The sequence below is a fragment of the Phenylobacterium sp. genome, from assembly GCF_013911965.1.
In the GTDB taxonomy this organism is placed as follows: domain Bacteria; phylum Pseudomonadota; class Alphaproteobacteria; order Caulobacterales; family Caulobacteraceae; genus Phenylobacterium.
The window spans coordinates 1-24,227 of record NZ_JACESE010000005.1 but is presented as its reverse complement, the minus strand read 5'-3'; the positions used below and the strand labels follow the sequence as shown (position 1 = coordinate 24,227).

At 70.2% G+C, this 24,227-nt stretch carries 25 protein-coding genes and 1 tRNA gene; 11 read left to right on the top strand and 15 right to left on the bottom strand.

Translation table 11 applies throughout. The features are described from left to right. Nucleotides 1-9: 9 nt before the first annotated feature. Both H2041_RS06445 and H2041_RS06440 read right to left on the bottom strand, forming a co-directional pair. The gene (locus H2041_RS06445; protein WP_293410778.1) at nucleotides 10-321 is read right to left on the bottom strand and encodes a hypothetical protein; all 312 of its coding nucleotides are present in this window, start codon (nucleotides 319-321) and stop codon (nucleotides 10-12) included. Nucleotides 322-459: 138 nt separating this feature from the next. Continuing rightward, on the bottom strand, nucleotides 460-789 hold the full coding sequence (locus H2041_RS06440; protein ID WP_293410775.1) for a hypothetical protein: 330 nt from the start codon (nucleotides 787-789) through the stop codon (nucleotides 460-462). Between H2041_RS06440 and H2041_RS06435 the strand changes: the two genes are divergently transcribed. Further along, on the top strand, nucleotides 788-1,033 hold the full coding sequence (locus H2041_RS06435) for a helix-turn-helix transcriptional regulator (protein ID WP_293410773.1): 246 nt from the start codon (nucleotides 788-790) through the stop codon (nucleotides 1,031-1,033). The two genes, H2041_RS06440 and H2041_RS06435, sit on opposite strands and share 2 nt — an antisense overlap. Before the next feature lie 270 nt (nucleotides 1,034-1,303). Then, the gene (locus tag H2041_RS06430) at nucleotides 1,304-2,815 is read left to right on the top strand and encodes a recombinase family protein (RefSeq protein ID WP_293410771.1); all 1,512 of its coding nucleotides are present in this window, start codon (nucleotides 1,304-1,306) and stop codon (nucleotides 2,813-2,815) included. A 166-nt stretch (nucleotides 2,816-2,981) separates the two neighbouring features. Here the strand turns inward: H2041_RS06430 and H2041_RS06425 are convergent, their stop codons facing one another. Then, the gene (locus tag H2041_RS06425; RefSeq protein WP_293410768.1) at nucleotides 2,982-3,611 is read right to left on the bottom strand and encodes an alpha/beta fold hydrolase; all 630 of its coding nucleotides are present in this window, start codon (nucleotides 3,609-3,611) and stop codon (nucleotides 2,982-2,984) included. Here H2041_RS06425 and H2041_RS19090 point away from each other — a divergent pair. After that, nucleotides 3,510-4,133 (top strand): alpha/beta fold hydrolase, encoded by a 624-nt coding sequence (locus H2041_RS19090; protein ID WP_367133022.1) that lies wholly within the window; start codon nucleotides 3,510-3,512, stop codon nucleotides 4,131-4,133. The genes H2041_RS06425 and H2041_RS19090 overlap by 102 nt on opposite strands. A 205-nt stretch (nucleotides 4,134-4,338) precedes the next feature. Here the strand turns inward: H2041_RS19090 and H2041_RS06420 are convergent. The 6 genes from H2041_RS06420 to H2041_RS06395 form a co-directional block, all read right to left on the bottom strand. After that, nucleotides 4,339-4,415, bottom strand: a tRNA-Arg gene (locus H2041_RS06420). Nucleotides 4,416-4,547: 132 nt separating this feature from the next. Then, nucleotides 4,548-5,060: a CarD family transcriptional regulator gene (locus tag H2041_RS06415; protein WP_293410766.1), complete on the bottom strand. Its 513-nt coding sequence runs from the start codon at nucleotides 5,058-5,060 to the stop codon at nucleotides 4,548-4,550. Nucleotides 5,061-5,355: 295 nt separating this feature from the next. Beyond that, nucleotides 5,356-5,697 carry a ferredoxin FdxA gene (gene fdxA / locus H2041_RS06410; protein WP_293410763.1) on the bottom strand — a complete coding sequence of 114 codons (342 nt, stop codon included), beginning with the start codon at nucleotides 5,695-5,697 and terminating at the stop codon, nucleotides 5,356-5,358. Between the two features lie 119 nt (nucleotides 5,698-5,816). Next, complete coding sequence (locus H2041_RS06405) at nucleotides 5,817-6,104, bottom strand: S4 domain-containing protein (protein ID WP_293410761.1); 288 nt, start codon at nucleotides 6,102-6,104, stop codon at nucleotides 5,817-5,819. Next, the gene (locus H2041_RS06400; protein WP_293410759.1) at nucleotides 6,101-8,740 is read right to left on the bottom strand and encodes a helicase-related protein; all 2,640 of its coding nucleotides are present in this window, start codon (nucleotides 8,738-8,740) and stop codon (nucleotides 6,101-6,103) included. Before H2041_RS06400 ends, H2041_RS06405 begins: the two co-directional genes overlap by 4 nt. A gap of 81 nt (nucleotides 8,741-8,821) precedes the next feature. Then, the gene (locus tag H2041_RS06395; RefSeq protein ID WP_293410757.1) at nucleotides 8,822-9,490 is read right to left on the bottom strand and encodes a hypothetical protein; all 669 of its coding nucleotides are present in this window, start codon (nucleotides 9,488-9,490) and stop codon (nucleotides 8,822-8,824) included. A 140-nt stretch (nucleotides 9,491-9,630) separates the two neighbouring features. On the opposite strand from H2041_RS06395, the gene H2041_RS06390 reads away from it, so the two are divergent. The 6 genes from H2041_RS06390 to H2041_RS06365 all read left to right on the top strand — a co-directional run bounded on the left by H2041_RS06390 (nucleotide 9,631) and on the right by H2041_RS06365 (nucleotide 16,390). Further along, complete coding sequence (locus tag H2041_RS06390; RefSeq protein ID WP_293410754.1) at nucleotides 9,631-10,587, top strand: alpha/beta hydrolase; 957 nt, start codon at nucleotides 9,631-9,633, stop codon at nucleotides 10,585-10,587. A gap of 144 nt (nucleotides 10,588-10,731) precedes the next feature. Then, a complete protein-coding gene (locus H2041_RS06385) occupies nucleotides 10,732-12,315 on the top strand; it encodes a bifunctional diguanylate cyclase/phosphodiesterase (protein ID WP_293410751.1) in 1,584 nt (527 codons plus the stop codon). After that, a complete protein-coding gene (locus tag H2041_RS06380) occupies nucleotides 12,312-12,788 on the top strand; it encodes a hypothetical protein (RefSeq protein WP_293410749.1) in 477 nt (158 codons plus the stop codon). Before H2041_RS06385 ends, H2041_RS06380 begins: the two co-directional genes overlap by 4 nt. 131 nt (nucleotides 12,789-12,919) lie before the next feature. Continuing rightward, the gene (locus tag H2041_RS06375; RefSeq protein ID WP_293410747.1) at nucleotides 12,920-14,659 is read left to right on the top strand and encodes a protein kinase; all 1,740 of its coding nucleotides are present in this window, start codon (nucleotides 12,920-12,922) and stop codon (nucleotides 14,657-14,659) included. Nucleotides 14,660-14,666: 7 nt separating this feature from the next. Then, nucleotides 14,667-15,638: a type VI secretion system-associated FHA domain protein gene (locus H2041_RS06370; RefSeq protein WP_293410745.1), complete on the top strand. Its 972-nt coding sequence runs from the start codon at nucleotides 14,667-14,669 to the stop codon at nucleotides 15,636-15,638. A 2-nt stretch (nucleotides 15,639-15,640) separates the two neighbouring features. Beyond that, the gene (locus H2041_RS06365; RefSeq protein ID WP_293410743.1) at nucleotides 15,641-16,390 is read left to right on the top strand and encodes a protein phosphatase 2C domain-containing protein; all 750 of its coding nucleotides are present in this window, start codon (nucleotides 15,641-15,643) and stop codon (nucleotides 16,388-16,390) included. Here the strand turns inward: H2041_RS06365 and H2041_RS06360 are convergent. Genes H2041_RS06360 through H2041_RS06345 form a run of 4 tightly spaced genes read right to left on the bottom strand, consistent with a single transcriptional unit; the run spans nucleotide 16,387 to nucleotide 20,046 of the window. Continuing rightward, complete coding sequence (locus H2041_RS06360) at nucleotides 16,387-17,520, bottom strand: ABC transporter permease (RefSeq protein WP_293410740.1); 1,134 nt, start codon at nucleotides 17,518-17,520, stop codon at nucleotides 16,387-16,389. The genes H2041_RS06365 and H2041_RS06360 overlap by 4 nt on opposite strands. After that, on the bottom strand, nucleotides 17,517-18,434 hold the full coding sequence (locus tag H2041_RS06355) for an ABC transporter ATP-binding protein (RefSeq protein WP_293410738.1): 918 nt from the start codon (nucleotides 18,432-18,434) through the stop codon (nucleotides 17,517-17,519). The genes H2041_RS06360 and H2041_RS06355 overlap by 4 nt, the downstream gene beginning before the upstream one ends. Further along, entirely contained in the window at nucleotides 18,431-19,411 is a 981-nt protein-coding gene (locus tag H2041_RS06350; RefSeq protein ID WP_293410736.1) for an HlyD family efflux transporter periplasmic adaptor subunit, read from the bottom strand. Before H2041_RS06350 ends, H2041_RS06355 begins: the two co-directional genes overlap by 4 nt. Then, complete coding sequence (locus tag H2041_RS06345) at nucleotides 19,408-20,046, bottom strand: TetR/AcrR family transcriptional regulator (protein WP_293410733.1); 639 nt, start codon at nucleotides 20,044-20,046, stop codon at nucleotides 19,408-19,410. The genes H2041_RS06350 and H2041_RS06345 overlap by 4 nt, the downstream gene beginning before the upstream one ends. Before the next feature lie 401 nt (nucleotides 20,047-20,447). Between H2041_RS06345 and rpmB the strand changes: the two genes are divergently transcribed. After that, complete coding sequence (gene rpmB / locus H2041_RS06340) at nucleotides 20,448-20,744, top strand: 50S ribosomal protein L28 (protein WP_293410730.1); 297 nt, start codon at nucleotides 20,448-20,450, stop codon at nucleotides 20,742-20,744. Nucleotides 20,745-20,823: 79 nt separating this feature from the next. Here the strand turns inward: rpmB and H2041_RS06335 are convergent, their stop codons facing one another. Together H2041_RS06335 and cobT are read right to left on the bottom strand one after the other, a co-directional pair. Then, the gene (locus H2041_RS06335) at nucleotides 20,824-21,786 is read right to left on the bottom strand and encodes an esterase-like activity of phytase family protein (RefSeq protein ID WP_293410728.1); all 963 of its coding nucleotides are present in this window, start codon (nucleotides 21,784-21,786) and stop codon (nucleotides 20,824-20,826) included. Further along, nucleotides 21,783-23,735, bottom strand: a complete 1,953-nt coding sequence (gene cobT, locus H2041_RS06330; RefSeq protein WP_293410725.1) for a cobaltochelatase subunit CobT — start codon at nucleotides 23,733-23,735, stop codon at nucleotides 21,783-21,785. The genes H2041_RS06335 and cobT overlap by 4 nt, the downstream gene beginning before the upstream one ends. Before the next feature lie 140 nt (nucleotides 23,736-23,875). Between cobT and H2041_RS06325 the strand changes: the two genes are divergently transcribed. Beyond that, the gene (locus H2041_RS06325; protein ID WP_293410723.1) at nucleotides 23,876-24,055 is read left to right on the top strand and encodes a DUF1328 domain-containing protein; all 180 of its coding nucleotides are present in this window, start codon (nucleotides 23,876-23,878) and stop codon (nucleotides 24,053-24,055) included. The last annotated feature ends 172 nt before the right edge of the window (nucleotides 24,056-24,227 follow it).

Below are 24,227 nucleotides of genomic sequence, written 5' to 3'. Positions count from 1 at the left end.
AGATAGGGGTCAATTTTCCACGCCGATCCAGATCACGGTGCCGCGAGCGGATCGCTCCCCCTGGACCAGCCCATTGTCGCAAAGCAGGCTCGCAAGGGATCTACTCAGTTGAGCGAACCGGTAGGTTCTGTTTGAGGGGCCGAGCGAGGCATGCATAACGGCACTGAGCGGTGCTGAAAGGTTGGCGTCGAGCCACCGCAATCGACTGCAGTCCAGAACGATCTCGCCTGATGGTGCTTTCCGTGCGAACTCATGCAGCCAGGCGAGCGTCGAGTAACCATGAAAGTCGCTCCTGGCGTCCCGCAGATAGAACACGGGCAACGGATTCGATCCTCCTGCTTCGCAGACTCATGGGTAGCATCACTAGGTGCTCTAAGCGAGGGCGGTGCCTTGCCCCATCCCACTAACAACCCGTAGTTCCAGCGGTGACGTTGACGCCACTGAGCGGGCGCCGGCTCGCTAAAGGCGGTGAAGGGGACGAGGCAACGATGCTCCGGCGTCAGCCAGGGCTTCAGTGGGCGGACCTGGGGACGGCATACCCCACCGGGCCATGGCCAGGGTGCACTCGCCGTCGAGCTGGCGCACGATCGGCGCGGGATAGTCGGGATAGATCCCGGGGAGGGGCGGCAGGTTGCCGGTCTTGTCCAGCGTCGCCCGGACGACGTTCAGGATCGCCGTCTGGCCCTTGGTCATCGAGTAGAGGTTGCACATGGCCGGCCCGACGCCCTTTGCTGAAGCTTCCGCCGAAAGGGACACCGTGCCGACCAGATCGACAAGAGGCGCGAACATGGCGCCTACTCAGGCCGACTTTGTGCTGGGCGAGCTCCTCAGACAGAAGCGGCTCGCCGCGGGTATCTCCCAGCAGCAGCTGGCCGAGGCCTGCGGCATCACCTTTCAGCAGGTGCAGAAGTACGAACGGGCGGCCAACCGGATCAGCGTCTCGCGGCTGATGGCCATCTCTGCGGCGCTGGGCACGACAGCGAGCGCTATGGTGACCGAGGTGGAGGCGCGGCTGGCTTCGCCTGGACACTGAGACGGCCAGCTACTAGTTGAGCGTCACGCCAGCGAGGAGCGCAAGGATCCCCAGAGCGGCGAGCGACAGGACCGTCGCTGAGACGACCCCCCAGCCGCTCCCCTCCGCCTCAAGCCACCGCCCCACCCGGAACTTGAACGAGTTTACCCGCGGCGCTGGGCGCGCGGAGGGATGAGTTTCGGGCATGGTAGAAGGATGGCCCCGAAACTCGTGGACTCCGAATTTTAGCGTGCAAAATCTTCGCGGGCCGCTCGGGCCCGGGAGCATGCCATGCCAGCCGCCCGCGCCGTGCAGTATCTCCGCATGTCGACGGAGCATCAGCGCTACTCTCTCGACAATCAGGCAGCCGCCAATCTCGCCTATGCCCTGGAGCATGGAATTGAGATCGTCGGCACCTACCGGGACGCCGGCGTAAGCGGCCTGACCTTCGAGCGCCGTGAAGGTCTCAAATCTCTGCTGCGCGATGTGCTTGCCGGCCAGCTCGGTGCGGAGATGATCCTCGTCTACGATGTCAGCCGGTGGGGACGCTTTCAGGATCCCGACCAGGCCGCTCACTACGAGTTCCTGTGCCGCCAGGCGGGGATCGGGGTCGAGTATTGTGCTGAGGCGTTTGCGAATGACGGCTCGCCAGCCGCTACCGTGCTGAAGAGCATCAAGCGGATGATGGCGGCCGAGTACAGCCGCGACCTCAGTCGGAAGGTCTTCGCCGCTCAGGTGCGGGTCGCGCAGGCCGGCTATCATGCCGGCGGCAGTGCGCCGTACGGGCTGCGCCGCGCAGTGGTGGACGACGCTGGGCGCATCTTGTTGGTCCTTCAGGATGGCGAGAAGAAGCTCACCGCCACCTATCGGGAAAAGCTCATTCCCGGGCCCGAGGAAGAAGTCGCCTGTGTTCGGCGCATCTTCCGGCTCTTCACGATCACGGGGCTGAGGCAGCGATCCATCGCGCGCCTGCTGAATGAAGAAGGTGTTCCGTTCAGGCGGGGCAGGCCCTGGCGCGGCCACACAGTCCGCATGCTTCTGGTCAACCCCGCCTATGTCGGCGAGATTCGCTACAATCGGCGCTCGATCAAGATGGGGAGCAAGGCCGTCGCCAATCCTGTCTCGGAACAGGTGATCACGGCTGACGCGGTGGAGCCGATCATCTCTACGGCCCTATTCAATCGGGCCCAAGAGATCATCAAGGCGGGGGTCTGCCGCCTCACCGACGACGAATTGCTGGATCGGCTCCGGGTGCTCGCAGCTTCTGGATCGAAGCTGAGCTCCGCATTGGTCGACGCCGCCGAGGACCTCCCAACCGCAGGGGTGGTCCGCAAACGGCTGGGTGGACTGAAAGGCATCTGGGCCATGGTCGGGGCCGACATCGGGGGCCGCCCGTATCGGGTCCACTGCCGGAGGTATGCCGACCAGGACATGCTCGACCGCCTGAAGGCGCTCTTCGAGCGGGAAGGCCGGCTCACCTATGAGCTGATTAATCGCAGTCCGGAGCTTCCCTCGCCCACGACCTATATGAAGCGGTTCGGAACGCTGCGGCGGGCCTACGCCTTGGTGGGCTACGAATGTCCAACGGCGCCCCGCACCAGTTTCAAGATCAAGTACTCAGATGATGCGATCCTGACCGCGCTAGGCCAGATGGTGATGGCCAACGGCAGAGCGACACGCGCCATGATGGACAATTCTCCAGACTTACCCAGCTCCTCGACAATCGAGCGGCGGTTTGGGAGCCTGACCCGAGCGTTCGCAGCGGCTGCTCAGCATCCGTCGTCAGGGGGCGGCGTGGCTTGAAGCGTTCGACCGGCGCAGCCGCGTTGCCCTCCGGGAAAGCGCGGCGGGACCCAAGCCATAGACCGGAAAGGCAGACCTTCAGTGGGGACAACCGCGAGTGCGCTGGTCACGGAGTCGGAGGCCAGGACGTAGGCTCGCCCGGCCTGGGCGTTGAAGCTCGTGCTCGCTATTCGCCTCTGCCCGGCGCCATCTGCACGATCTGAAGTATTGCTTCTGGATTATCGTCCAGGAGGACGTGTCCGCCATCCACCAACTGATAGATGACCCTTGGGTGGCATGCCAGCCGGGCGCGGGCATCTTCAGGGAGAATACCGTCCGCCCCGCACACGACCTCGACCACCCGCTCTTGTGCATCAAGGAGCGACCAGTAGTCGGCGCGGATCAGGGGGCGCAGCCACTCAGCGACGTTGCCATGGCGGATCTCGTGCTCGACGGCCTCAGTCGGCTGCATTGGTGGGTCGAGGAGGATTGTTCGGCCGGCCGACATGTGGAGGCTGATCACGCCCCCCAGACTCTCGCCGACCAAGGTCACAGGCGCGCCGGGCCATAAGTGATCGAGCGCCGCTTGGAAGGCTCTCGCCCAATCTGCCACTCCGCCCTCGATCCAAGGCGCCTGGCCATGGCCCGGCAGTTCGATGAGCACCGCGTTGTGAGCGAGCCACGGCTTCAGCTGAATGGAGCGGCGCGCCGCACCGTGGATGATTGCCAGGACCGAACTGCGGGGCGAGGGTTCAAACACGAGCGCCACTTCGCCGCCCGGCGTGGGAATGAAGTAACGCCTCGCCCGATCTGTCACCGACCAGCTCCTATCCGTCAGCCGCGTATAGCCGCCCAGCCTCCCGCCCTGCTAGACCGGCATCGCTCACTGAAGGGGGCGAAGGGATTGCGTCACACGGCCGTCGAAACGCGTCTCGGGCCGGTGTGGCTCAGCACGTTGGGCGAGTTTGACCCAGGACCTGCGGTTTGCCTGCTCCATGGCGCTATGCGCTCGGGCGCCGACATGGTTCCGCTGGCCGAGCAAATCCCAAATTGCGTCGTGGGGCACCTGCCCGGGCACGGCGTTCCCTCCCTCTCCGAGACCAGCCTAGATGCTTGGGGGAAGGCCTTTGCTGTCGCTGTCGCGACGTTCTTCGGCGCTAGACCAATTCTGCTGGTCGGGGAGTCCCTGGGGGCGCTCGTCAGCCTTACAGCCGCCAGGTTCCAGCTCCCGACGATCGGCGCTGTCGTCGCCATCGACCCGCCGCTCAGCGCAAATCCGTGGCCCCTGGAGGTGGCCGACCTCCGGCCTGAGCTTCGCTCAATGTTTGGCCACGGGTAAACGGTCAGAGCCGCTGTGGCTGCACCACGGCAACATTGGCGCAGCCGGCGAGCTAGCTCGTGTCGCTATCTCTCATGGAATTCGGCGGCAAACCCGGCCAGAGGCTCGAGAACGCGGTCTGGCAAGGCAGTCGTGGCCCGCTTTAACTTGTTTGGGCCAGCCTTAGGTTGCGATGTGGCCCACCTTAAGTGGGAACGACAGACACTGGCGGCCCGGAAGGGACTCGAACCCCTGACCTTCGGTTTAGGAAACCGCTGCTCTATCCTGCTGAGCTACCGGGCCGGCGCGGGTTCGATGCCATGGGGCGGGGGCTTGGGACAAGCCCTGTCGGGCCGGCGCCCCGCTCACCCCCTGAAACGAAGAACGCCCGGCGCTGAGGCCGGGCGTCCTGTCGATGGTCCTTGCGGTCCGGCGTCAGGCCGCGGCGGCCTTCACCAGCAGGGACTTGTTCAGCATCACGATGGCCGCGTCGCGGTCGATCTGCTCGATGGCGGCGACTTCGCGGGCCATGCGGTCGAGCGCCGATTCATAGAGCTGACGCTCCGAATAGGACTGCTCGGGCTGGTTCTCGGCGCGGTGCAGGTCGCGGACCACCTCGGCGATGGAGATCAGGTCGCCGGAATTGATCTTGGCTTCGTACTCCTGGGCGCGGCGGCTCCACATGGTGCGCTTCACGCGGGCGCGACCTTTCAGCGTGTTCAGCGCCTGGCTGACCACATCGCCTTCGGCCAGGGAGCGCAGGCCCGAGCTGCGCGCCTTGCCCGTCGGCACCCGCAGGGTCATCTTCTCGTGGTCGAAGGTGATCACGTACACTTCAAGCGAAAGACCGGCGACTTCCTGGGTCTCGATCGCCTGCACCTGGCCGACGCCGTGCGCCGGATAGACGACGTGATCGCCAACCTGGAAATCCAGACCGTTCTTGCTCATCGCAATGACCTTTCAATTGCGTCGCTCGACCGGCGGGAGTCGCGGAAAACCCCGCTGAATGGGACAAACCGGCCTCGCCCGCGAAAAGTTCGCGACAGCCGGAAACCCATAAAACGGAGTAGACCTCTTAAGACACCCTCGCCCTTGGCAGGCGTTTTCGGCCGGAGACGGCTCTTCTGCTCTTTCGACGGGGCAGGCGACAACCGCCTACCGCCACGTCGAGTGTGACGATAGCATAAAGTTCAGCCGAAAGAAAGGCTTGGCGCCGCAGCGCAGCAGTCGGACAGCTTCGGCGTCAGGAGCCGCGGCCTGGCTTCTCGCTGAAGTACTTCTCGAACTTGCCGGTCTCGCGCTCGTAAGCCTCGCGGTCTTCGGGCGGATCGCCCTTCACCGTGATGTTGGGCCAGACGCGGGAGTATTCGGAGTTGATCCGCAGCCACTTGCCGTCAGGATCATCCTCCGTGTCCGGCTTGATCGCGTCGACCGGGCATTCGGGCTCGCAGACGCCGCAGTCGATGCACTCGTCCGGATTGATGGCGAGGAAGTTTTCACCCTCATAGAAGCAGTCGACCGGACAGACCTCCACGCAATCCATGAACTTACATTTGATGCAGGGATCCATGACGATGTAGGTCATCGGGTCAGAAGCTCCATCGCGCCGAACTCTGGCGCGTGTCTTTGAGGGCGCGGGTTTTTCACGGCGCGGGCGCGGCTTGTCAACCTGGGGCCATAGCGTCTTTGGGCCGCGCCTGCTGCTCAGGAATTCTCCAAGGGACGATAGAGGGTGCGGGCCTCGGCCGGCGGGCCGCGGCGTATGCCGAGCGCCGAGACCGTGAGCGCCGTCAGCCGTCCGCCGATGGCGAAGACCAGGACGTCGCCGATGCGGACGGCGCGCGAGGGCTTGTCGAGCCGCGTCTCCTGGCCGCTGCGCGTCATCCGGACGCGGCCGTCCTCGACGAACCTGGCGGCCATGGAGCGGGTCTTGAAGAAGCGCGCCCGCCACAGCCAGACATCGACGCGGCAGGATTCGGCGGCCTCGCTCACGCGGCGCTCCCGCCCGGTGGCCGTCGCCGCCGCGGGCGTCGCCGGCGGCGGGGTTCGGCGGGCTGGGTCCCGGCGGCGTTCGAGGTCTGCGGGTCCAAAGCCGGCGACTTGGCCTTGAGCGCGCGGCGGGGCCGGGCCGGCCGCGGGGGCTTCGTCTTCAGGGCGGCTAGGGCGGCGAAGGGCGAGGCCGAAGGCGCGCGGGCCGCCGGCTCGCCCTTGCCGGCCTTGTCGCTGCGCCGGCGCCAGGCCACCGGCTCGCCGGCCCTGGGCTTGGCGGCGGGCGCATAGCCCAGGGCCCGAAGGATCTGGTCGGTCTCGCCCGCGCTCCAGCCGAGCGCCTCGCGCGCCTGGTCGGAGAGCAGGGCCGCGCCGGCCTGGCGGGGAGCGGCCCGCAGCAGTTCGTCCAGCCGCTCGAGCCCCGCGACCGGGACGATGAGCCGGCCGACCGGACGCAGTCCGAAGGCGGCGAGCCGCCAGGGCGCGGCGGCGGGCTCCGGCGCGTGGGAGACGCCGGCGGGCGGCCGCCAGCCGCCTTCCCCGGCGAAGGCCTGGGCGAAGGCCTGGGCCTCCGGCCGCAGCAGGCCTGGCATGAAGAGGCTGAAGGCGCCGATGCGCACGCCCAGGCTCTTCAGCGCCCGGCGCTCCACCTGGCTCAGCGCCATGACCTCCTCGCGCACTTCGGTGCGGTCCAGCACGCCGCCGTTCTCCAGCAGGCGATAGGCGAGGCCGCGCGGCAGGCCCTTGATCTTGCCGTCGGCGACGGCGGCGTCGAGCTTGCGCAGGGGCGACAGGCGCCGCCCGGCCTCCGCCGCCAGCCAGGCCTCGATGCGGCGCTGGGCCCGCTCGCGGGCGGCGGCCTCGCCCAGCTCGCCGAACAGGCGCGCCCGCGGCGAGAAGGGGCGTCCGCCGGCCAGGGCCGCCACGGCGTCTCCGCGCCACAGGACCGCGCCGTCGGGCGTCAGGGCGAAGGCCTCGTCGGGCTCGGCGGCGAGGCGGCCGAGCCGGCGCGCGATCTCCGGACCCACGGCGGCGGTCGCCGCGGCGCGCAGGGCCTTGGTCTCCAGCACGGTCGACCCGCGGGCGGCCTCGAAGGCGACGCCGGACAGGCGCCCGACATACTGGCCTTCCACCGTCACCGCGCCGTCGCCGCCCACGCCGGCCAGCATCTCGTGGCGCACCCGCAGGCCGCGCATCAGGGCGCTGGTCCGCCGGTCGACGAAGCGGGCCATCAGCTTTTCGTGCAGGGTGTCCGACAGCCGGTCCTCCAGCTGCCGCATCTTCCCCTGCCAGCCGGCGGGATCGACCAGCCAGTCGGGCCGGTTGGCGACATAGGCGAGCGTGCGGACCGCGGCCAGCCGCTGGGCCAGAGCGTCGATCTCGCCGTCGGTGCGATCCAGATGCTTGTGCTGCCGGCCGATCCAGTCGTCGGCGATGCGGCGCCGGCCGGTGGTCAGCTGGTCGAACAGGTCGCGCACCAGGCGCATGTGCTCCTCGGCCGAGACCTTGCGGAAGTCCGGCGTCTGGCAGACGTCCCACAGCCGGAAGAGGGCGCTGCGGTCGCGCGCGCGGTTCGCCACCTCCGGATCTGCGGCCAGCTGGCGCAGGGTGATCTCGTCCAGGCTCTCCTGGGCGAGCTTCAGGCCCGGCCGCTGCGGCGGCTGGGCGAGCGAGCGCATCAGGGCCGGCAGGGAGCCGAAATCGAGGCGGGCGTTGCGCCACTCCGCGCCGGCGACGGGCTCGAACTGATGGTTCTCCACCGCCTCGACCAGGTCGGGATCCATCTCGTCGCAGTCGCCCGTCACCCCGAAGGTGCCGTCGGTGCGGAAGCGGCCGGCGCGGCCGGCGATCTGGCCGATCTCCTGCGGATGCAGCCAGCGGGTGCGCTTGCCGTCGAACTTGCGCAGCCCGGCGAAGGCCACGTGGTCGACGTCCATGTTCAGGCCCATGCCGATGGCGTCGGTGGCCACCAGGAAATCCACCTCGCCCGACTGGTAGAGCTCGACCTGGGCGTTGCGCGTGCGCGGGCTGAGCGAGCCCATGACCACGGCCGCGCCGCCCCGCTGGCGGCGGATCAGCTCGGCGATGGCGTAGACCTGGTCGGCGGAGAAGGCGACGACGGCGCTGCGCCGGGGCAGGCGGGTCAGCTTCTTGGAGCCGGCATAGGTGAGGTTGGAGAACCGCTCGCGTCCGACGATCTCGGCGTCCGGAAGCATGCGGCGGACCAGCGGCGCCATGGTCGAGGCGCCCAGCAGCATGGTCTCGGACTTGCCGCGGGCGTGCAGCAGGCGATGGGTGAAGACGTGGCCGCGTTCCGGATCGGCGCAGAGCTGGATCTCGTCGACCGCCAGGAACTCCACCTCGCGCGACAGCGGCATGGCCTCGACGGTGCAGACGAAATAGACGGCGCGGGGCGGGACGATCTTCTCCTCGCCGGTGATCAGGGCCACCGAGCGGGCGCCGCGCAGCTTGACGATGCGGTCGTAGATCTCGCGGGCGAGCAGCCGCAGGGGCAGGCCGATCATGCCGGAGGCGTGACCCAGCATACGTTCGACCGCCAGATGGGTCTTACCGGTGTTGGTGGGCCCCAGCACCGCCACGAGGCGCGACGGCGCAGCGCCCGAAGGGCGGTCACTCATGTCTCGAAGGTGGGGCCGGAATCGCGCGCGCACAAGCGCGGGCGCGCAGGCTTCACCCAGCTGTCATCGTCGCAGGCGGCGTCAGGCGGCCTGGCGGGGGCGGGCGGGCAAGAGGTCTTGGAAATCGGCCCGCGACTGGCCCATCTTCTCGAGGTCGTAGCCGATCAGAGCGTAGCTGGCGCGGGCGCCGCGGACATCGTCATAGCCGGCCTCGCCGGGCTTCAGCACGGTCTGGTTGCCGGTGTTGGGGTCGAACGCGATCTTCACCTCGACGCCGAGGTTCTCGCTGATCTTCGCTTCGCGCTCGGCGGCGGCCTTCGCCTTGGCCACTTCGCCGCGGAGATAGTCGGTGACGGCGTTCGGATCCTCGCTGGTGAAGACCTCGCCCGGGATGAAGCCCAGCTCGCCCACGTCGCGCAGCGGTTCGGGCGGTGCGACAGGTTGCAGGGTCTCCACGGCCGGCATCGTCGCGAGGCCATAGGCGCCGGCGGCGCGGGCCTGGGCGAAGGCGGCGAACTCCGACGGCGGAACGTCGACCTGCTGCAGGGCGCTGGTCACCGCGGCGGGTTCGGCCAGCGGATTGGGCGGCGGGGCGAGCGACTTGGCCGCCGGCGCCACGGGCGCCACCGGCTGGACCGGCAGGACGAGCTCCCGCGCGGCGGTGACCTGCTGGGCAGGTTCTGCCGACCGGGCGCGCGTCAGCGCTTCCAGGAGGAAGGAATTGCCGGTTCCAGAGACTGCAGAGACCATCTCGCGCTCCTCTGGGCTGCTGCCTCGCAAGAGCCGTGCCGAGGTCCGCGGGGTGACCTTGCGACAGCATTGACCTTCGCCGCCAGCCGCCCAAGCTGGCGAAAAGGCCGGACGTCAGAGCCGGCGCGGGGAGGGTTGCGATGCGCTGGGCGGGCCGTTTGCTGGCGGTGGGGCTGATCCTGGTGGGCCTGAGCGCCTGCGTGGCGCCGGACCTCCCCTATGCCGAGCTGGAGGAGCGGTATGCGAGCCCCGCCTCGCGCTATCTGGAGACGGATGAGGGCCTGCGCATCCACTATCGCGACGAGGGGCCGAGGGACGCGCCGACGACGATCGTCCTCGTCCACGGCTTCGCGGCTTCGTTGCACGCCTGGGAGCCGTGGGTCGCGCGGCTGTCGCCCGACTACCGGATGGTCAGCCTCGACCTGCCCGGCCATGGGCTGACGCGGGCGCCGGAGGACTACGAGATCACGCCGGCCTCGCAGGTGGCGGTGGTCGACGCGGTCGCGGGACACCTGGAGCTGGAGCCTTTCGTCATCGCCGGCAACTCCATGGGCGGCGCCGTGGCGTGGCGCTACACGCTGGCCCATCCGGACAAGGTCCGCGGCCTGGTGCTGGTCAACGCCGCCGGCTGGCCGCAGGCGGAGGGGGCCGAGTCGGGGCCGCCGCTCGTCTTCCGTCTTCTGGCCAATCCGCTCGGCCGGGCGCTTCTGCGCAACCTCGATCCGCGCCCCCTGGCCAAGGACGGGCTGGTCCAGGCCTATGAGGACGAGAGCCTCGTGACCCCCGAACTGGTCGACCGCTACGTGGCGCTCGCCCGCGCGCCGGGCCACCGTGCGCTCCTGACCGGCCGTCGCGGGGGCGCCGGCGAGGCCGTGACGCCGGAGACCTTCGCCGCCATATCGGCGCCGACGCTCGTCATGGTGGGGGCGAGAGACCAGGTGATCCCGGCTGCCCGCTCGGCCGGTTTCGCCGAGGCGATCCCCGACGCCCGCAAGGTGGTCTATCCGCAGGGCGGTCACGTCCCGATGGAGCAGATGCCCGACGAAAGCGCGCGCGATCTTCGCGCCTTCCTGGAGGAACGGATCGCAGCGCCCTAGGCGCGCCGGCCTTCAGCCTCCTCCACGGCCAAGCTTGAGGACGATCGATTAACTGCGGGGTTGTATCGTGGCCCCGTGGCGACTTTGGCGACAGCGGGCGGGAACAGGGAGGCGGCGGGCGAACGCACGCGGCCCCCGCTGCGCATGGCCGAGCGCCTCGCCGAGCGGCTGATCGGCGCAGCCTGGCCGGCGGCCGTGGCGCTGGCGGTCGTCGGCGGCGCCCTCTGGCGCGACGCCGCCCCGCTCGCCTCCGTCATCCTGGCCTCGGCCGCAGGCCTGACCCTTCTCGGCGTCTGGGACCGGCTCCGGGCCCAGCGCCTGGCTGCGCGGGTCCTGCAGGATCGGCCGGGCTCGGCGACCGGCGCCGTCGCCCGGCTCGTCGAGCGTCTCGCCGCCCTGGATCACCGCACCGCCCAGCTCCACCCCGTCACCGGCCTGCCCACCCGCGAGCCCTTCTGCGAGGCCATCGCACGGGACGTCGCCGAGCGCGGAACGCCGCGTCTGATGGGGCTTCTGCGGTTCGCCGACTTCGACCGCCTCGCCGGCTTCGACCTCGCCTTCGCCGAAGAGGCCCTGGCGCAGTTCGCCGGACGCCTCGGGGCGGCGGTGAAGTCCGGTCACGCCCTCGGCCAGATCGACCGCGACTGCGTGGCGATCTGGTTCTCCGGCTCCGAGATGGCGGAGGCCTTCGGCGAGCTGCGCGCCCTGACCCATGTGGCGCGGCAGGAGATCTGCGGGTCCGAGGCCGTGCTCTCGCCGACCGTCGAGGTCAGCGCCGTCTCCTATCCCCGCGACGGCGCCGAAGGGGGCCGGCTGATCCTGAAGGCCACCGCGGCGCTCTCCCGCGGCGGCCTCGAAAGCCATGGGGCGCCGCTCTCGGCGGAGGCGGCGCGCGAGCAGTTCATGCTCGAGCAGGACCTCGCCCAGGCCATCGCCGAGGACCAGCTGGCCATGGTCTTCCAGCCGGTGGTCGATCTCGCCGCCGGCCGCGTCGTCGGCGCCGAGGCGCTGATGCGCTGGAACCATCCGAAACTCGGGCCGGTGTCGCCCGCTCGCTTCATCCCCGTGGTCGAAGCGCTGGGTCTGAGCGACCGTTACGGCCTGTGGGCGCTCAACACCGCCTGCCGCGAAGCCAGCCGCTGGCGGGAGGCCGGCGCACAGGGGCTGAAGGTGGCGGTGAACCTCTCCGCCCGACAGCTCCTCGATCCGCACCTGAGCGCCAAGGTCGAACGGACCCTGGCCCGCCACGGCCTGCCGCCGCAGGCGCTGGAGCTCGAATTGACCGAGACCGCGGCCATGGCTGACGGCGAACGGACCGTGCGGCTCTTTTCGACCCTCCGGGACCTGGGGGTGAGCCTGGCGATCGACGATTTCGGCAGCGGCTATTCCAGCCTCAGCTATCTGAAGAACCTGCCGTTCGACAAACTGAAGATCGACCGGGAGTTCGTCACCCAGGCCGACCGGCGCCGCGACAGCCGCGCCATCTGCCGCGCGCTCATCGAACTCGGCCGCGGCCTCGACCTCCAGGTCCTGGCCGAGGGCGTGGAGACGCCGGAAGAGGTGGCGGCCTTGCAGGCCCTCGGCTGCCACATCTTCCAGGGCTACCGCTTCTCGCGCCCCCTGCCGGCCGAGGAATTCTGCCGCCTCGCGGCCGATCCCGACTGGCCGCGCCGGCTGGTCGGCGCCGCCTCCGATCCGAACCTGACGGCGAAAGAGCTCTCAGCATGACGACCCTCCGTTCCGCGGCGCGCCTGACCGCCGCCTCCGCCCTCGCCGGCGCCCTCCTGGCCGCCTGCGCGACGCCCTCGCCGCAGCCGGCGGAGACGCAGCCCGCCGCGCCGGGCCGCGCCTGGGGCGAGATGGCGCCGATCCCGAACCCGCCGGAGGACGAGTCCTCGTCGCCCGCCGCCTCGCCCGCGCCCCGCCGCGCCGCCGAGCCGCAGGCGCGCTCCGCCCCGCCGCCGCCGCGGGAGAGCTCCCCGGCGCCGGCCCAGAAGCCGGGCGGCGGCGCCCAGGCGGCCCAGGCGGCCCAGGCGGCAAAGCTGCGCACCCAGGGCCTCACCGAGCTCAATCGCGGAAATGTGGAGAGCGCCGTCCGCCTTCTGCGCCAGGCCCAGGCGCTGGACCCCGACAACGCCCTGATCGCCCGCGATCTGGAGCGGGCCTTGCGGATCAGCCGCGCCGTGCGCAGCGCACCGTGACGTTTCGTCGCGGTTTCGAACCCCGTCTTAACCTGTCGTGACAATCCTAGGGCGAGTCCGGCGCCCGATGCGCCGGGACGGAGGAGTCTCTGGGGGGAGGCGTTCGGAGAGCCGGAAGGCGGGATGAGGTGATGGGACGGGTGGGTCGCTACGAACTGGAAGAGCGCATCGGCGAAGGCGCGATGGCGGAGGTGTGGCGCGCTCACGATCCGGACATCGACCGGGTGCTGGCGATCAAGATCTTGAAGCCGGAGTTCCGCCGCTCGCCGGAATACAGCGCCCGCTTCCTGCGCGAGGCTCGTGCGGCCGGAGCCCTGGCCCATCCGGCGATCGTCACGATCTACGACGTCGGCGAGGCCGGCGGCTACGCCTACATCGCCATGGAGCTGCTCGAGGGCGAGCCGCTCGACCTCGTGCTGGAGCGGGAAGGGCCGCTGGACGGCGAACGGGTGCTCGCCATCGCGGCGCAACTGGCCAGCGCGCTCAGCTACGCTCACCTGTCGGGCGTGGTCCACCGGGACATCAAGCCCTCCAACATCATGCTCGCCCCTGACGGGCGCACCATCAAGATCCTGGACTTCGGCATCGCCCGCGTGGCGGAGGCCGATCCTGGAGAACGCCACCGCGAGCTCCTGCAGACCCAGGTGGGGCAGGTGCTCGGCACGCCGCGCTATATGAGCCCCGAGCAGGCGCTGGGCCAGACGGTCGACGGCCGTTCGGATCTCTTCTCGGTCGGCGCCGTGCTCTACGAGCTGGTCACGGGCCGTCCGGCCTTTTCGGGTTCCAGCGCCGCCACGCTCGCCCTGCAGATCACCCAGCAGAACCCGGAACCGATCTCGACCCTGGCGCCGGGCTGCGCGGGCGGGCTGCGTTTCATCATCGAGAAGCTTCTGGCCAAGCGGCCCGAGCGACGCTTCGTCGACGGCGCCGAGCTGAAGCGCGCGGTGGAGCGGGAGATCAAGGCGCACGAGGCGGTCCGCGCCGACGACGCCGCTCGCGGCCGCTACGTGCCGCTCCAGTTGCGCCTCACCTTGGCCATGGTGGCGGTGACCGCGCTCGCCCTGGTCGCCAGCATGACCGCCGTTTTGTCGCGTCAGCACGCGGCCATGGAGGAGATCGCGCTCGCCTCGGGCTCCTCCATCGCCGCCTTCGTGGCCAGCAATGCGGCGCTGCCGGCGGTGGAGAACGCCGCCGCGCCGGAAGGACAGCAGGACTGGTCGCCGATCCAGGCCTTCATCGCCGCCGCGGCCCAGGACCAGTCGGTCCGCTGGATGACCATGGTCGACGCCGACGGGATTATCCGCGGGGCCAGCGATCCGGCCCAGATCGGCCGCCGCTACGCGCCTCCCACCGGCGAGAAGGTGGTGCGCCGGAGCGACGACGTGGTCGTCACCGAGATCGCGCTGCAGAACGATCAGCCCGGCTTCCGCTTCGTCCATCCGATCGTCTATGCCGACCGGCCCTTCGGCCTGATCGAGGTCAGCATCAGCCGGGCCGAGCTCGACGCGGCCGCCGCGACGTCGCGCAACCTGATGCTCGGCCTGGCCGCCCTGGTGCTGGCGGTGGTCGCGGGCCTGGGCTTCGTCTTCGGCCGTCTCATGACGCTGCCGCTGCGCCGGCTGAAGCAGGCCCTGCGCGACGCGGCCATGGGCGATTTCGACTTCCGCATCTCGCACCGCCGGCGCGACGAGTTCGGCGAACTCTTCGACGGCTTCAACCGCATGGCTTCCGAGGTCCAGGAGCGCCTGCTGGCGGCCGAACGTCCCTTCGGCCGGCGGCCGCAGGCCGTGGAGGCGACCCAGATCCTGCCGGCTGCGCCCGATCCGGCGGCGGGGACGCCCTTCGCCCCCGACCAGCGGCAGAGCGCCTGAGGCGGCCATGTACATCTGCCGTCTGTTCCACCGCGACCGTCCCTTCGAGCAGGTCGAGGCGCGCCTGCTCGGCGAGGGGCGGCTGACCCTCGGCCGTGATCCGTCGGCCGACTGGCCGATCGCCGATCCCGACAGCGTGCTGTCGCGCATCCACTGCGCGCTGACCGTGGAGGACGGCCGCCTCTTCCTCTGCGACAGCAGCACCAACGGCACGTTCCTCGACGACGGCGCCCGCGCGCCGGCGGGCGAGCCGGTGGAGATCTTCGCCGGCCAGAGCCTGCGTCTGGGCCCGCTGAGCGTGCTCGTGGAGCGCCCCGACGAACGGCCCTTGCCGTCGCCGGATTCCACCACGGTCCACGGGGCCCTGGGCGGCGTGCGCACGCCGCTGGCCGAGGGCTGGAGCGATGCGGCTCCGGCGCCGCGGCCGCCGCATCGCGACGGATCGCTGCTGGAGGCCTTCTGCGAAGGCGCAGGTCTCGACGCCTCGGCCCTCTCCGGCGTCGAGCCGCACGAACTGATGCAGCGGATCGGCGCCGTCTATCAGCAGACCGTCCTGGGGCTCTCGGCCCTCATGGCCGACCGCGCGCGCGTCAAGGAGGCCGCTCAGCTCGAGCGCACCACGATCCAGGCGGCCCAGAACAATCCCTTCAAGTGGACGCCGACCCGCCGGCTGGCGCAGGACCTGCTCTGCGACGGCGCCAGCGAATTCCTGTCCGGGGCCGACGCCGTGCGCGCCTCGTTCGACGATCTCGGCCGTCACATGACCGGCCTGTCGAAGGGCGTCGACGCCATGGCCCAGCTGGTGGTGGACAGCCTTTCGCCGGCGGCGATCGAGGCGGAAGCCAAGCGGCAGTCGAGCCTTCTCAAGGGCGCCCAGGCCCTGCGCTGGGACATCCACAATCAGCGCCACCGCGATCTCGTGGACGGCGGGGCCCTGACCCGCGCCTTCGCCCAGGGCTATGTCGAGGGCGGCGGCTGAGCATGGGGGAGGTCGACTGCCCCCCGCGCCTGACCTTCCGCGCCGCCGCTCGCACCCATGCGGGATGTGTCCGGTCGCTCAACGAGGATCGGCTGCTCGTCCGGACGGACGCCGGCCTATGGGCCGTCGCCGACGGAATGGGCGGTCACCAGGCCGGCGAGGTCGCCGCCTCGCGCCTGGTCGAGGCGCTCGATCGCCTGACGCCGGACGGCTCCGGATATCAGCGCCTGCGGGCGCTGATCGGCGGCGTCGAGCAGGTGAACGGCGACCTCTTCCGCGCGGCGGGCGAGGCGGGCGGGGGCACGAGCGGGGCCACGGTCGTCGCGCTGCTGGCGCATGACGGGCATTTCGCGTGCGTCTGGGCCGGCGACAGCCGGGCCTACCGCCTGCGGGACCGGCGGCTGGAACAGGTCACCCACGACCACACCGTGGTCCAGAGCCTGATCGACCGCGGCGAGATCGCCGAGACGGCGCGGCGGACACATCCCAAGGTCCACATGGTGACGCGGGCGGTCGGCGCGGCGGCCGAACTGGACCTCGACCAGCGCTTCGCCGAGATCGCGGCCGGCGACCGGTTCCTGCTCTGCTCCGATGGTCTGACGGCCTGCGTCTCGGACGCCGAGCTCGCCGAGCATTTGGCGGCCGCCGATCCGGAGACGGCGGCCGACGGTCTGCTGGAGCTCGCGCTCCAGCGGGGCGCCCCCGACAATGTCAGCCTGATCGTCGTCTGGGCCGTGGCGCAGGGCGGCTAGTCCAGGGTCCGGTGGTAGCGCGCCATGGCGAGCGCCGTGACCACCAGCACGAAAGCGAGCAGGGCCGCCAGCTCGCGCCACATGTCGGGGAAGGCCTGGCCCTTCAGCAGGGCCCCGCGCACGACACGCAGGAAGTGGGTGACCGGAATGACCTGGCCGAGCGCCTGGGCCCAGTCCGGCATGCCGCGGAAAGGGAACATGAAGCCCGACAGCAGGATGGAAGGCAGCATGTAGAAGATGCTCATCTGCATGGCCTGCAGCTGGGACCGCGCCACGGTGGAGATCAGGAAGCCGAGCGCCAGCGAACCGACGATGAAGAGCCCGACGCCGGCCGAAAGGCCAAGCCAGCCACCGCCCATGGGAACGTCGAACAGGGTGGCCGCCAGGATCAGGATCAGGGCGGTCTGCACGAGGCCCACCAGGACGTAGGGGGCGAGCTTGCCGACCATCACCTCCAGCGGCTCGACGGGCGTGGCGAGCAGGCTCTCCATGGTGCCGCGCTCGATCTCGCGGGTGACGCTGAGCGCGGTCATCATGACCAGCGTCATGGAGAGGATGACGCCCAGCAGGCCCGGCACGATGTTGTAGGCGGTGATCGATTCCGGATTGAAGCGCCGGTGGATCACCACCTCGAACGGCGGCGCGCCGCGCGCGAGGGGGGCGAGCGCCCTTTTCAGGTCGTGGGCCAGGGCTTCGCGCGGCAGGGCCGCCAGGGCGGCGACCGCCGCGCCGGTCGCCGACGGATCGGCCGCATCGGCTTCCACCAGGATCTGGGCTCCGTCGCCGCGCACGACGCGGCGGGTGAAGTCGCCGGGGATGGTGATGGCGAACTGCGCCTCGCCCTGGCGGATCATGGCGTCCAGTTCCTGCGGGCTGCGCGCCTGGGCGACGAGGTCGAAATAGTCGCTGTTCTTCAGCCCCGTCAGCACCGAGCGGGCGAAGACGCTGTCCTCCTGGACGAGCACGGCGGTCGGCAGGTGGCGGGGTTCGGTGTTGATGGCGTAGCCGAACAGCAGGAGCTGAACGACCGGCATGGCCAGCATCATGGCGTAGGTCAGCCGGTCGCGGGTGAGCTGTTTGAACTCCTTGATCAGGACCGCCAGGACTCGGGCGCCGGAAAGGCCGCTCATCGGAAATTGTCCTGCGAGGTCTTCATCAGCTTGATGAAGACGTCCTCCAGCGTCGGCTCGACCTCGGTCCAGCGATAGGGCGGGCGCATCCAGGGCTTCAGGGCGGTCTCCAGCGCCGCCCGGTCCGAGCCGCTGACGTGCAGGGCCGCGCCGAAGGGGGCGACGCTGTCGACGCCGGGCGCGCCGTCGATCTCGCCCGACAGCCGGTCGATCCCCGGGCCTTCGCCGCGCAGGGTGACGAGGCGGGCCTGGTCGGCCACCTCGCCGGCCGTGCCCCGGGCGATCAGGCGGCCATAGCTGATATAGGCGATCTCATGGCACCGCTCGGCCTCGTCCATGTAGTGGGTGGAGACCAGCACGGTCAGGCCCTGGCCCGACAGGGCGTGGATCTCGTCCCAGAAGGTGCGCCGCGCCAGCGGGTCGACGCCGGCGGTGGGCTCGTCGAGCAGGAGAAGCTGCGGCTCGTGCAGGGTGGCGGCGGCCAGGGCCAGGCGCTGCTTCCAGCCGCCGGACAGCGCGCCGGCCAGCTGTCCGCGCCGCGCCGACAGGCCCAGGCGCTCGAGCGCGGAATCCACCCGCTGTCGCCGCCGGTCCAGCCCATAGACCCGGGCGGTGAACTGCAGGTTCTCCGCGATCGTCAGGTCCTCGTAGAGCGAGAACTTCTGGGTCATGTAGCCGGTGCGCCGCTTGATCTCGCCGGCCTGGCGCAGGATGTCGAAGCCCAGGCAGGCGCCTTCGCCCGAATCCGGCGTCAGCAGGCCGCAGAGCATGCGAAGCGTCGTGGTCTTGCCCGAGCCGTTGGGGCCGAGGAAGCCGCAGATGCGGCCCTGCTCGACCTGAATGGAGACGTCCTGCACCACGTGCTTGTCGCCGAAGCTCTTGTTCAGCCCCCGCACGTCGATGGCCAGGGTCACCGGGCCCGCTCCGTGGCCAGCGGGCGAACGTCCACCGGTTGCCCCGGATTGAGCAGCCGGGACGGCCGCGCCTCCACCAGATAGACAAGCCGGTCGCGGGCCTCGCGGCTGTAGATCACCGGCGGGGTGAATTCGGGCCGCGGACTCACATAGGTGATCTCCGCCGTCAGGTCCGCCGGGCAGCCGTCACAGGAGAAGGCGACGGTCCGGCCGGGGCGATAGGCCTGGATCGTGTCCTGGGGCGCGAAGAAGCGGATCTTGACCCGGTCGTCCGGCAGCAGGGACAGGACCGGCTGGTTGGCCGCCACCCACTCGCCTTCCTGATAGAAGACGTCCTCGACCCGCGCGGCGGCGGGGGCCGCGGGCGACAGGTCGTCCAGGCGGGCGCCGGCGGCGGCGACCTGGGCCTGCGCCTCGCGCACGCGGGACTCCGCAGCGCGCAGCAGGTCCTCCCGCGCGCCCAGGGCCGCAGCGTCCCGCTGGCGGCGGGCGGCGGCGAGCTGGGCCCGGGCGGCTTCGGCCGCGGCGCGGGCGTCGTCGAGGCGGGCCGGCGCATAGACGCCCGTCTCGGCCAGCGTCGCCACGCGGCGAAGCTCGGCCTGGGCCTCGCGGGCGCGGGCCTCGGCTGCGGCGATGTTGGCCTCCAGCACGGCCAGTTCGGCCGGCCGGCCGCCCTTTCGCGCATCGGCGACCTGGGCTTCGGCCGCCTCGGCCGCGGCCTGCGCCTGGTCCAGCTGTGCGGCGGCCTGGTCGGGGTCGACGACGAACAGGGGCTGTCCTGCGCCGACCCTCTGCCCGCGGCTGACCGCCACCGACGTCAGCGCGCCGGAGACGGGGGAGGCGAGGTAGAGCGGCTCGCCCTCGACGTAACCCGTGAGGGTGTCAACATGTCCCAGCCGCGGCGCCAGCCAGAGCGCAAGGACGATCGCGCCGGCGACCGCGACCAGACCGACGATGAGGAGACGCTGGCGATTCATGCCGTTGGGTCCGGGCTCATGCCCCGCAGGGCGGTCTCGAAATGCTGACGGGCGAGGGTGGGCAGATCGAAGGGCTCCGCGCCCACCGGCGTGAAGGTCTCGCGCCAGATGACGCCCGCCAGCAGGGGGCCTATGAGCCCCAGGGCGTAGAGTCGGGGATCGCCTGGCCGGACTTCGCCGCGGGCCTGGGCGGCGCCGATGGCCTCGCTCAGCGCCCCCAGGGCCGGGTCGATCACCTGGTCGTGCCACAAACGGGCGATTTCGGGGAAATTCCGGGCCTCGCCCACCACCATCTTGATCACCCCGCCAAGCTCGGAGCGGGCGAGCAGCGTCGGGGCGAGCGCCGCCAGACCCCGTGCGAGATCGGAGAACGGGCCGGGATGGGCCGCCGCCAGCTGCCGGATCTGCCCGACATTGGGCAGGACGGCCTGGGCGATGACCGCGCGGAAGATGTCTTCCTTGGTCGCGAAGTAGAGGTAGATGGCGCCTTTGGACACGCCGGCCCGGGCGGCGATGTCGTCCAGGCGGGCGGCGGCGAAGCCCTTCTCCGAAAAGATCTCCAGCGCCGCGGCGACGATCTCGTCGGGTCGGGCGGCCTTGCGGCGGCGGAACTTCGGCTGGCCGGAGGGGAGCATGGCGCCTAACTAATAACTGACCGGTCAGTTATTACTGTGCCGAAAACGGCCGCAAGGCAAGGCTTGTCTGTTCACAGGGGGGCGGTTAACGCGGCCAGCCGGCGCGCCGGAACGCGGGCGAAACGAATCAGGACCGAATCAGCGACTCGCGCCGATTCGGGCTTTGTTCCATACCAAGTATTGTAGCTTAAGCTTGATTAACCACAACCCAGAAGCTCCGTGTGCGCCCTGAGTCACGCGGTCGCAGGGCGGCCGGCGACGGCGGCGGCGATGCGGCGGACGGCGCGAGGCAGATCCCGACCCGCGCCGCCTTGACGGGCCGGGCGGCTTTCGCCTATATCGCCCGCTCTCTTGCGCGGGCTGGTCCCGCCGTTTTGGTTTCCACGCGAAGGTTGAACACCATGTCGCGCCGCTGCGAACTCACTGGCGTTGGTCCGATGGTCGGTCACAACGTCAGCCACTCGAATATCAAGACCAAGCGCCGCTTCCTGCCGGCGCTGTCTCCGGCGACCCTGCAGTCCGACGCGCTCGGCCAGTCGTTCAAGCTGCGCGTCAGCAATGCGGCGCTGCGCACGCTCGACTTCAAGGGCGGCCTCGACGCCTTCCTGGTCAAGGCCCGCGACGAGCAGCTCTCGCCGCGCGCTCTGAAGATCAAGCGCCAGCTGAAGGCCAAGCTCGCCGAGACCAAGGCCGCCTGATCCAGGCGACCTGACGGTTCGAAGAGGCCGGTCCTGCGGGGCCGGCCTTTTTCGTTTTCGGCTGTTTCGTCTTCCGCCCTCAGGGCGTCCAGTCGAAGGCCAGCAGCAGGGTGCGCTGGCTGCTCTGGAAATTGTCGTCGGCCAGCAGGTAGAGGCGATAGCCGCCATCCTCGCGCGGGACGAAGTCCACGCCTTCGAAATTGTCGATGGTCAGCGGCCGCTCCATCTCCATGCGCGCGATCTCGCCGGCCGGGCCGCGGATCGTCAGGACGATGCGGTTGCCCCGCAGCGGGTCCCAGGCGCGCAGGAGGTATGCGGTGCGGTCCTGCGGCAGCCGGCGCAGGGCGACGAGGCCGTAGTCCGCAGGCTTCTCCACCAGGTAGGCCGCCGTGCAGCCGGCCGAGACCCGGCAGGTCCAGGTCTGCCCCGAATCTTCTCCGCCGGCGACATAGGCGTCCGGCGCCGACTGCGGATCGGCGCCCAAAGCCTCCAGACCGCCATTGGCGGGGAAGTCCGCCTCGGGCGTCGGCGCGGGACGTGGCGGCGAGCCGTCGGCGGGATAGAGCCAGATTCGATGGTCGCGCTCGAAGCTGACCAGGCGGTCGCCATTGGGCAGGATGGCGAGCCCTTCGGCGTCGGACTGGGCCTTGTTCTGCAGGGGCTGGCCATCGAGCCCGGGCAGGGGCGCCAGCCGGACGTCGGCCAGGCCGCTCAGGCGCCCGTCGGCGAAGACCAGCCGGCCCTCGATCAGGTCGCCCTCGTCGCTGATGGCGGTCAGCGCGCCGTCTTCGCTCACCACGAGATCGGACAGGCCATGGAATCGCGCCGTGCTCTCCGCCGAGAGGGCGAGGCCTCCGGCGTAGCGGAAGGCGCCGATGGCGCTCTGTCCCGGGGCGTCGGGGTTCAGCGGCACGGCCTGGGCGGTCACGGCGATTCCCGGGCCGGCGGCGACCGGCGCCGAGGGCAGCTTCGCCGTCTCGGGGGCGCAGGCGGCGAGCCCCGCCGCGACGATGAGGGACGCCAGACGGGGCAGGTGGGTCACGCGAGCGCTCTCCGGACTTCCTTGAAGGTCGATCCCCGCGTCGGGCCGCTCGGCCCCTGCGTGGTCGGCGGCGGCTGCAGCAGGCTGGCCGTGGCCCGGGTGGGCTTGCGCACCTCCTCGTCGAAGAGCTCGGCCAGCTGGTCGACGATGACGCCGGCCAGCTGCTCCACATCGACGATGGTCACCGCGCGGCGGTAGTAGCGGGTCACGTCGTGCCCGATGCCGATGGCGATCAGCTGCACCGGGCTCTTGGTCTCGATCTCCTCGATCACCTCGCGCAGGTGACGTTCGAGGTAGTGGCCGGAGTTCACCGACAGGGTCGAATCGTCCACCGGCGCGCCGTCGGAGATGACCATCAGGATGCGCCGCTGCTCCGGTCGCCCCATCAGGCGGTGGTGCGCCCACATCAGGGCCTCGCCGTCGATGTTCTCCTTCAGCAGGCCCTCGCGCATCATCAGGCCGAGATTGCGCCGGGCGCGGCGCCAGGGGGCGTCGGCGGCCTTGTAGATGATGTGACGCAGGTCGTTCAGCCGGCCGGGCTGCGGCGGCTTGCCGGCCTTCAGCCAGTCCTCGCGGCTCGAGCCGCCCTTCCAGGCGCGCGTGGTGAAGCCCAGGATCTCGGTCTTCACGCCGCAACGCTCGAGCGTGCGGGCCAGGATGTCGGCGCAGACGGCGGCGACCATGATCGGACGGCCGCGCATGGAGCCGGAATTGTCGATCAGGATGGTGACGACCGTGTCCCGGAATTCCATGTCCTTCTCCTCCTTGAAGGAGAGGGGCGCGGTCGGATCGATGATGACGCGGGTCAGCCGCGCGACATCGAGCATCCCTTCCTCCAGGTCGAAGGACCAGGTGCGGTTCTGCTGGGCCATCAGCTTGCGCTGCAGCTTGTTGGCCAGGCGCGAGACGACCGTCGACAGGCTCGCCAGCTGCTGGTCGAGATAGGCGCGCAGGCGGCCCAGCTCCTCGGCCTCGCAGAGCTCCTCGGCCGCCACGATCTCGTCGTGGGCGGTGGAGAAGACCTTGTAGGTCGGCGTCTTGGGCTCGCCGCGCAGCTCGGGCCGCGCGGGCTGTTCGCCCTCGCCCATGTCCGGCTGGTCGTCGGTGTCCTCGGCGTCGGGGTCGTCCTCGGCCGTCATCACCTGGGTGTCGGTCTCTTCGCTTTCCCGGTGCGTGGCCTCGCTGTCGTCCATGGCGGTCTGCTGCGGGGACTGGTCCTCGCCCTCGCCGCCTTCCTGATCCTCGGACGCCTCGGCCTCGCCCTCGTCGCCGCCCTCCTCGTCCTCGTCAGGCTGTTCGGGAGCGTCGGACAGGTCGTCGCCCATGGAGAGGTCGCGCAGGATCGTCTTGGCGACCTTCCCGAACGCCTTCTGGTCCTCGATATTGGCCAGCAGCCTGTCGAGGTCGGCGCCGGCCTTGGCCTCGATATCGGCGCGGAACAGGTCGACCAGAGGTTTGGCGGATGGCGGCGGCGGCTCGCCGGTCAGGCGCTCGCGCACTATCAGGCCGACGATCTCCTCCATCGGCGGATTGGCCTGGGCCTCGATGGGGTTGAAGACCTTCTTGGCGTAGGCCTGGTCCCACACCGCCTTCAGGTTCTCGCGCACGCCGCCCAGGGCATTGGCGCCGATGGCCTCTGTGCGGGCGCGTTCGATGGCGTCGTAGACCGGGCCCCCCTGCGCCGACTGCGGGCGGCCCTTGGCGTGGACTCCGGCGTCGTGGTGGGCCAGGCGCAGGGCCATCTGGTCGGCCAGGCCGCGGATGCGGGCCGCATCGTCGGGACCCAGGTCGCGCGGCGGATGGGGCAGGATGGCGCGGTTGCCCTGCAGCTGCGGGCCTTCGCCGGAATAGACGATCTCCAGGTCGGGCGATTCCGCGAGCGAGCGCGCGGCGTTGGCCAGCGCGCGCTTGAAGGGTTCGACCGGGCTTTCGGGCGGGGACTTGGCCATGCCTCTTAGATAAGGCGCCGGGTCGCTGCGGGGGAAGGGAAGATCACGCTTTCGGAGGCGCGTTGCGCCGCTTCGGAACGGCGGGGGCGCGGGCTGCGTTGGACTGGCGACAGCAGAGACGACGTGACGGGAGACACGACATGCTCAAATGGGCCCTTATCTTCGCCGTGGTGGCGCTCGTCGCCGCCTTCTTCGGCTTCGGCGGCGTGGCCGGCGTGGCCGCCACCATCGCCAAGGTTCTCTTCTTCCTCTTCCTGGTGGGCTTCCTGGTCTTCCTGGTCCTGGGCGTCATGGCCGGGCGGAAGATCACAGGCCGCTAGCCGCAACAGCCATCCGATGACGAAGGACGCCCGCCGCTCCCCGAGCGGCGGGCGTTTTCGCGCCGGCCCGTGGGTTCGGCCCTAGGTGTTCAGTCCCGAGGTCAAGTGGATCGGATCGAGGCGGAAGCGGTCGGGCTCGTCTGCCCAGGCCTTGCAGATGGCCTCGTAGGGT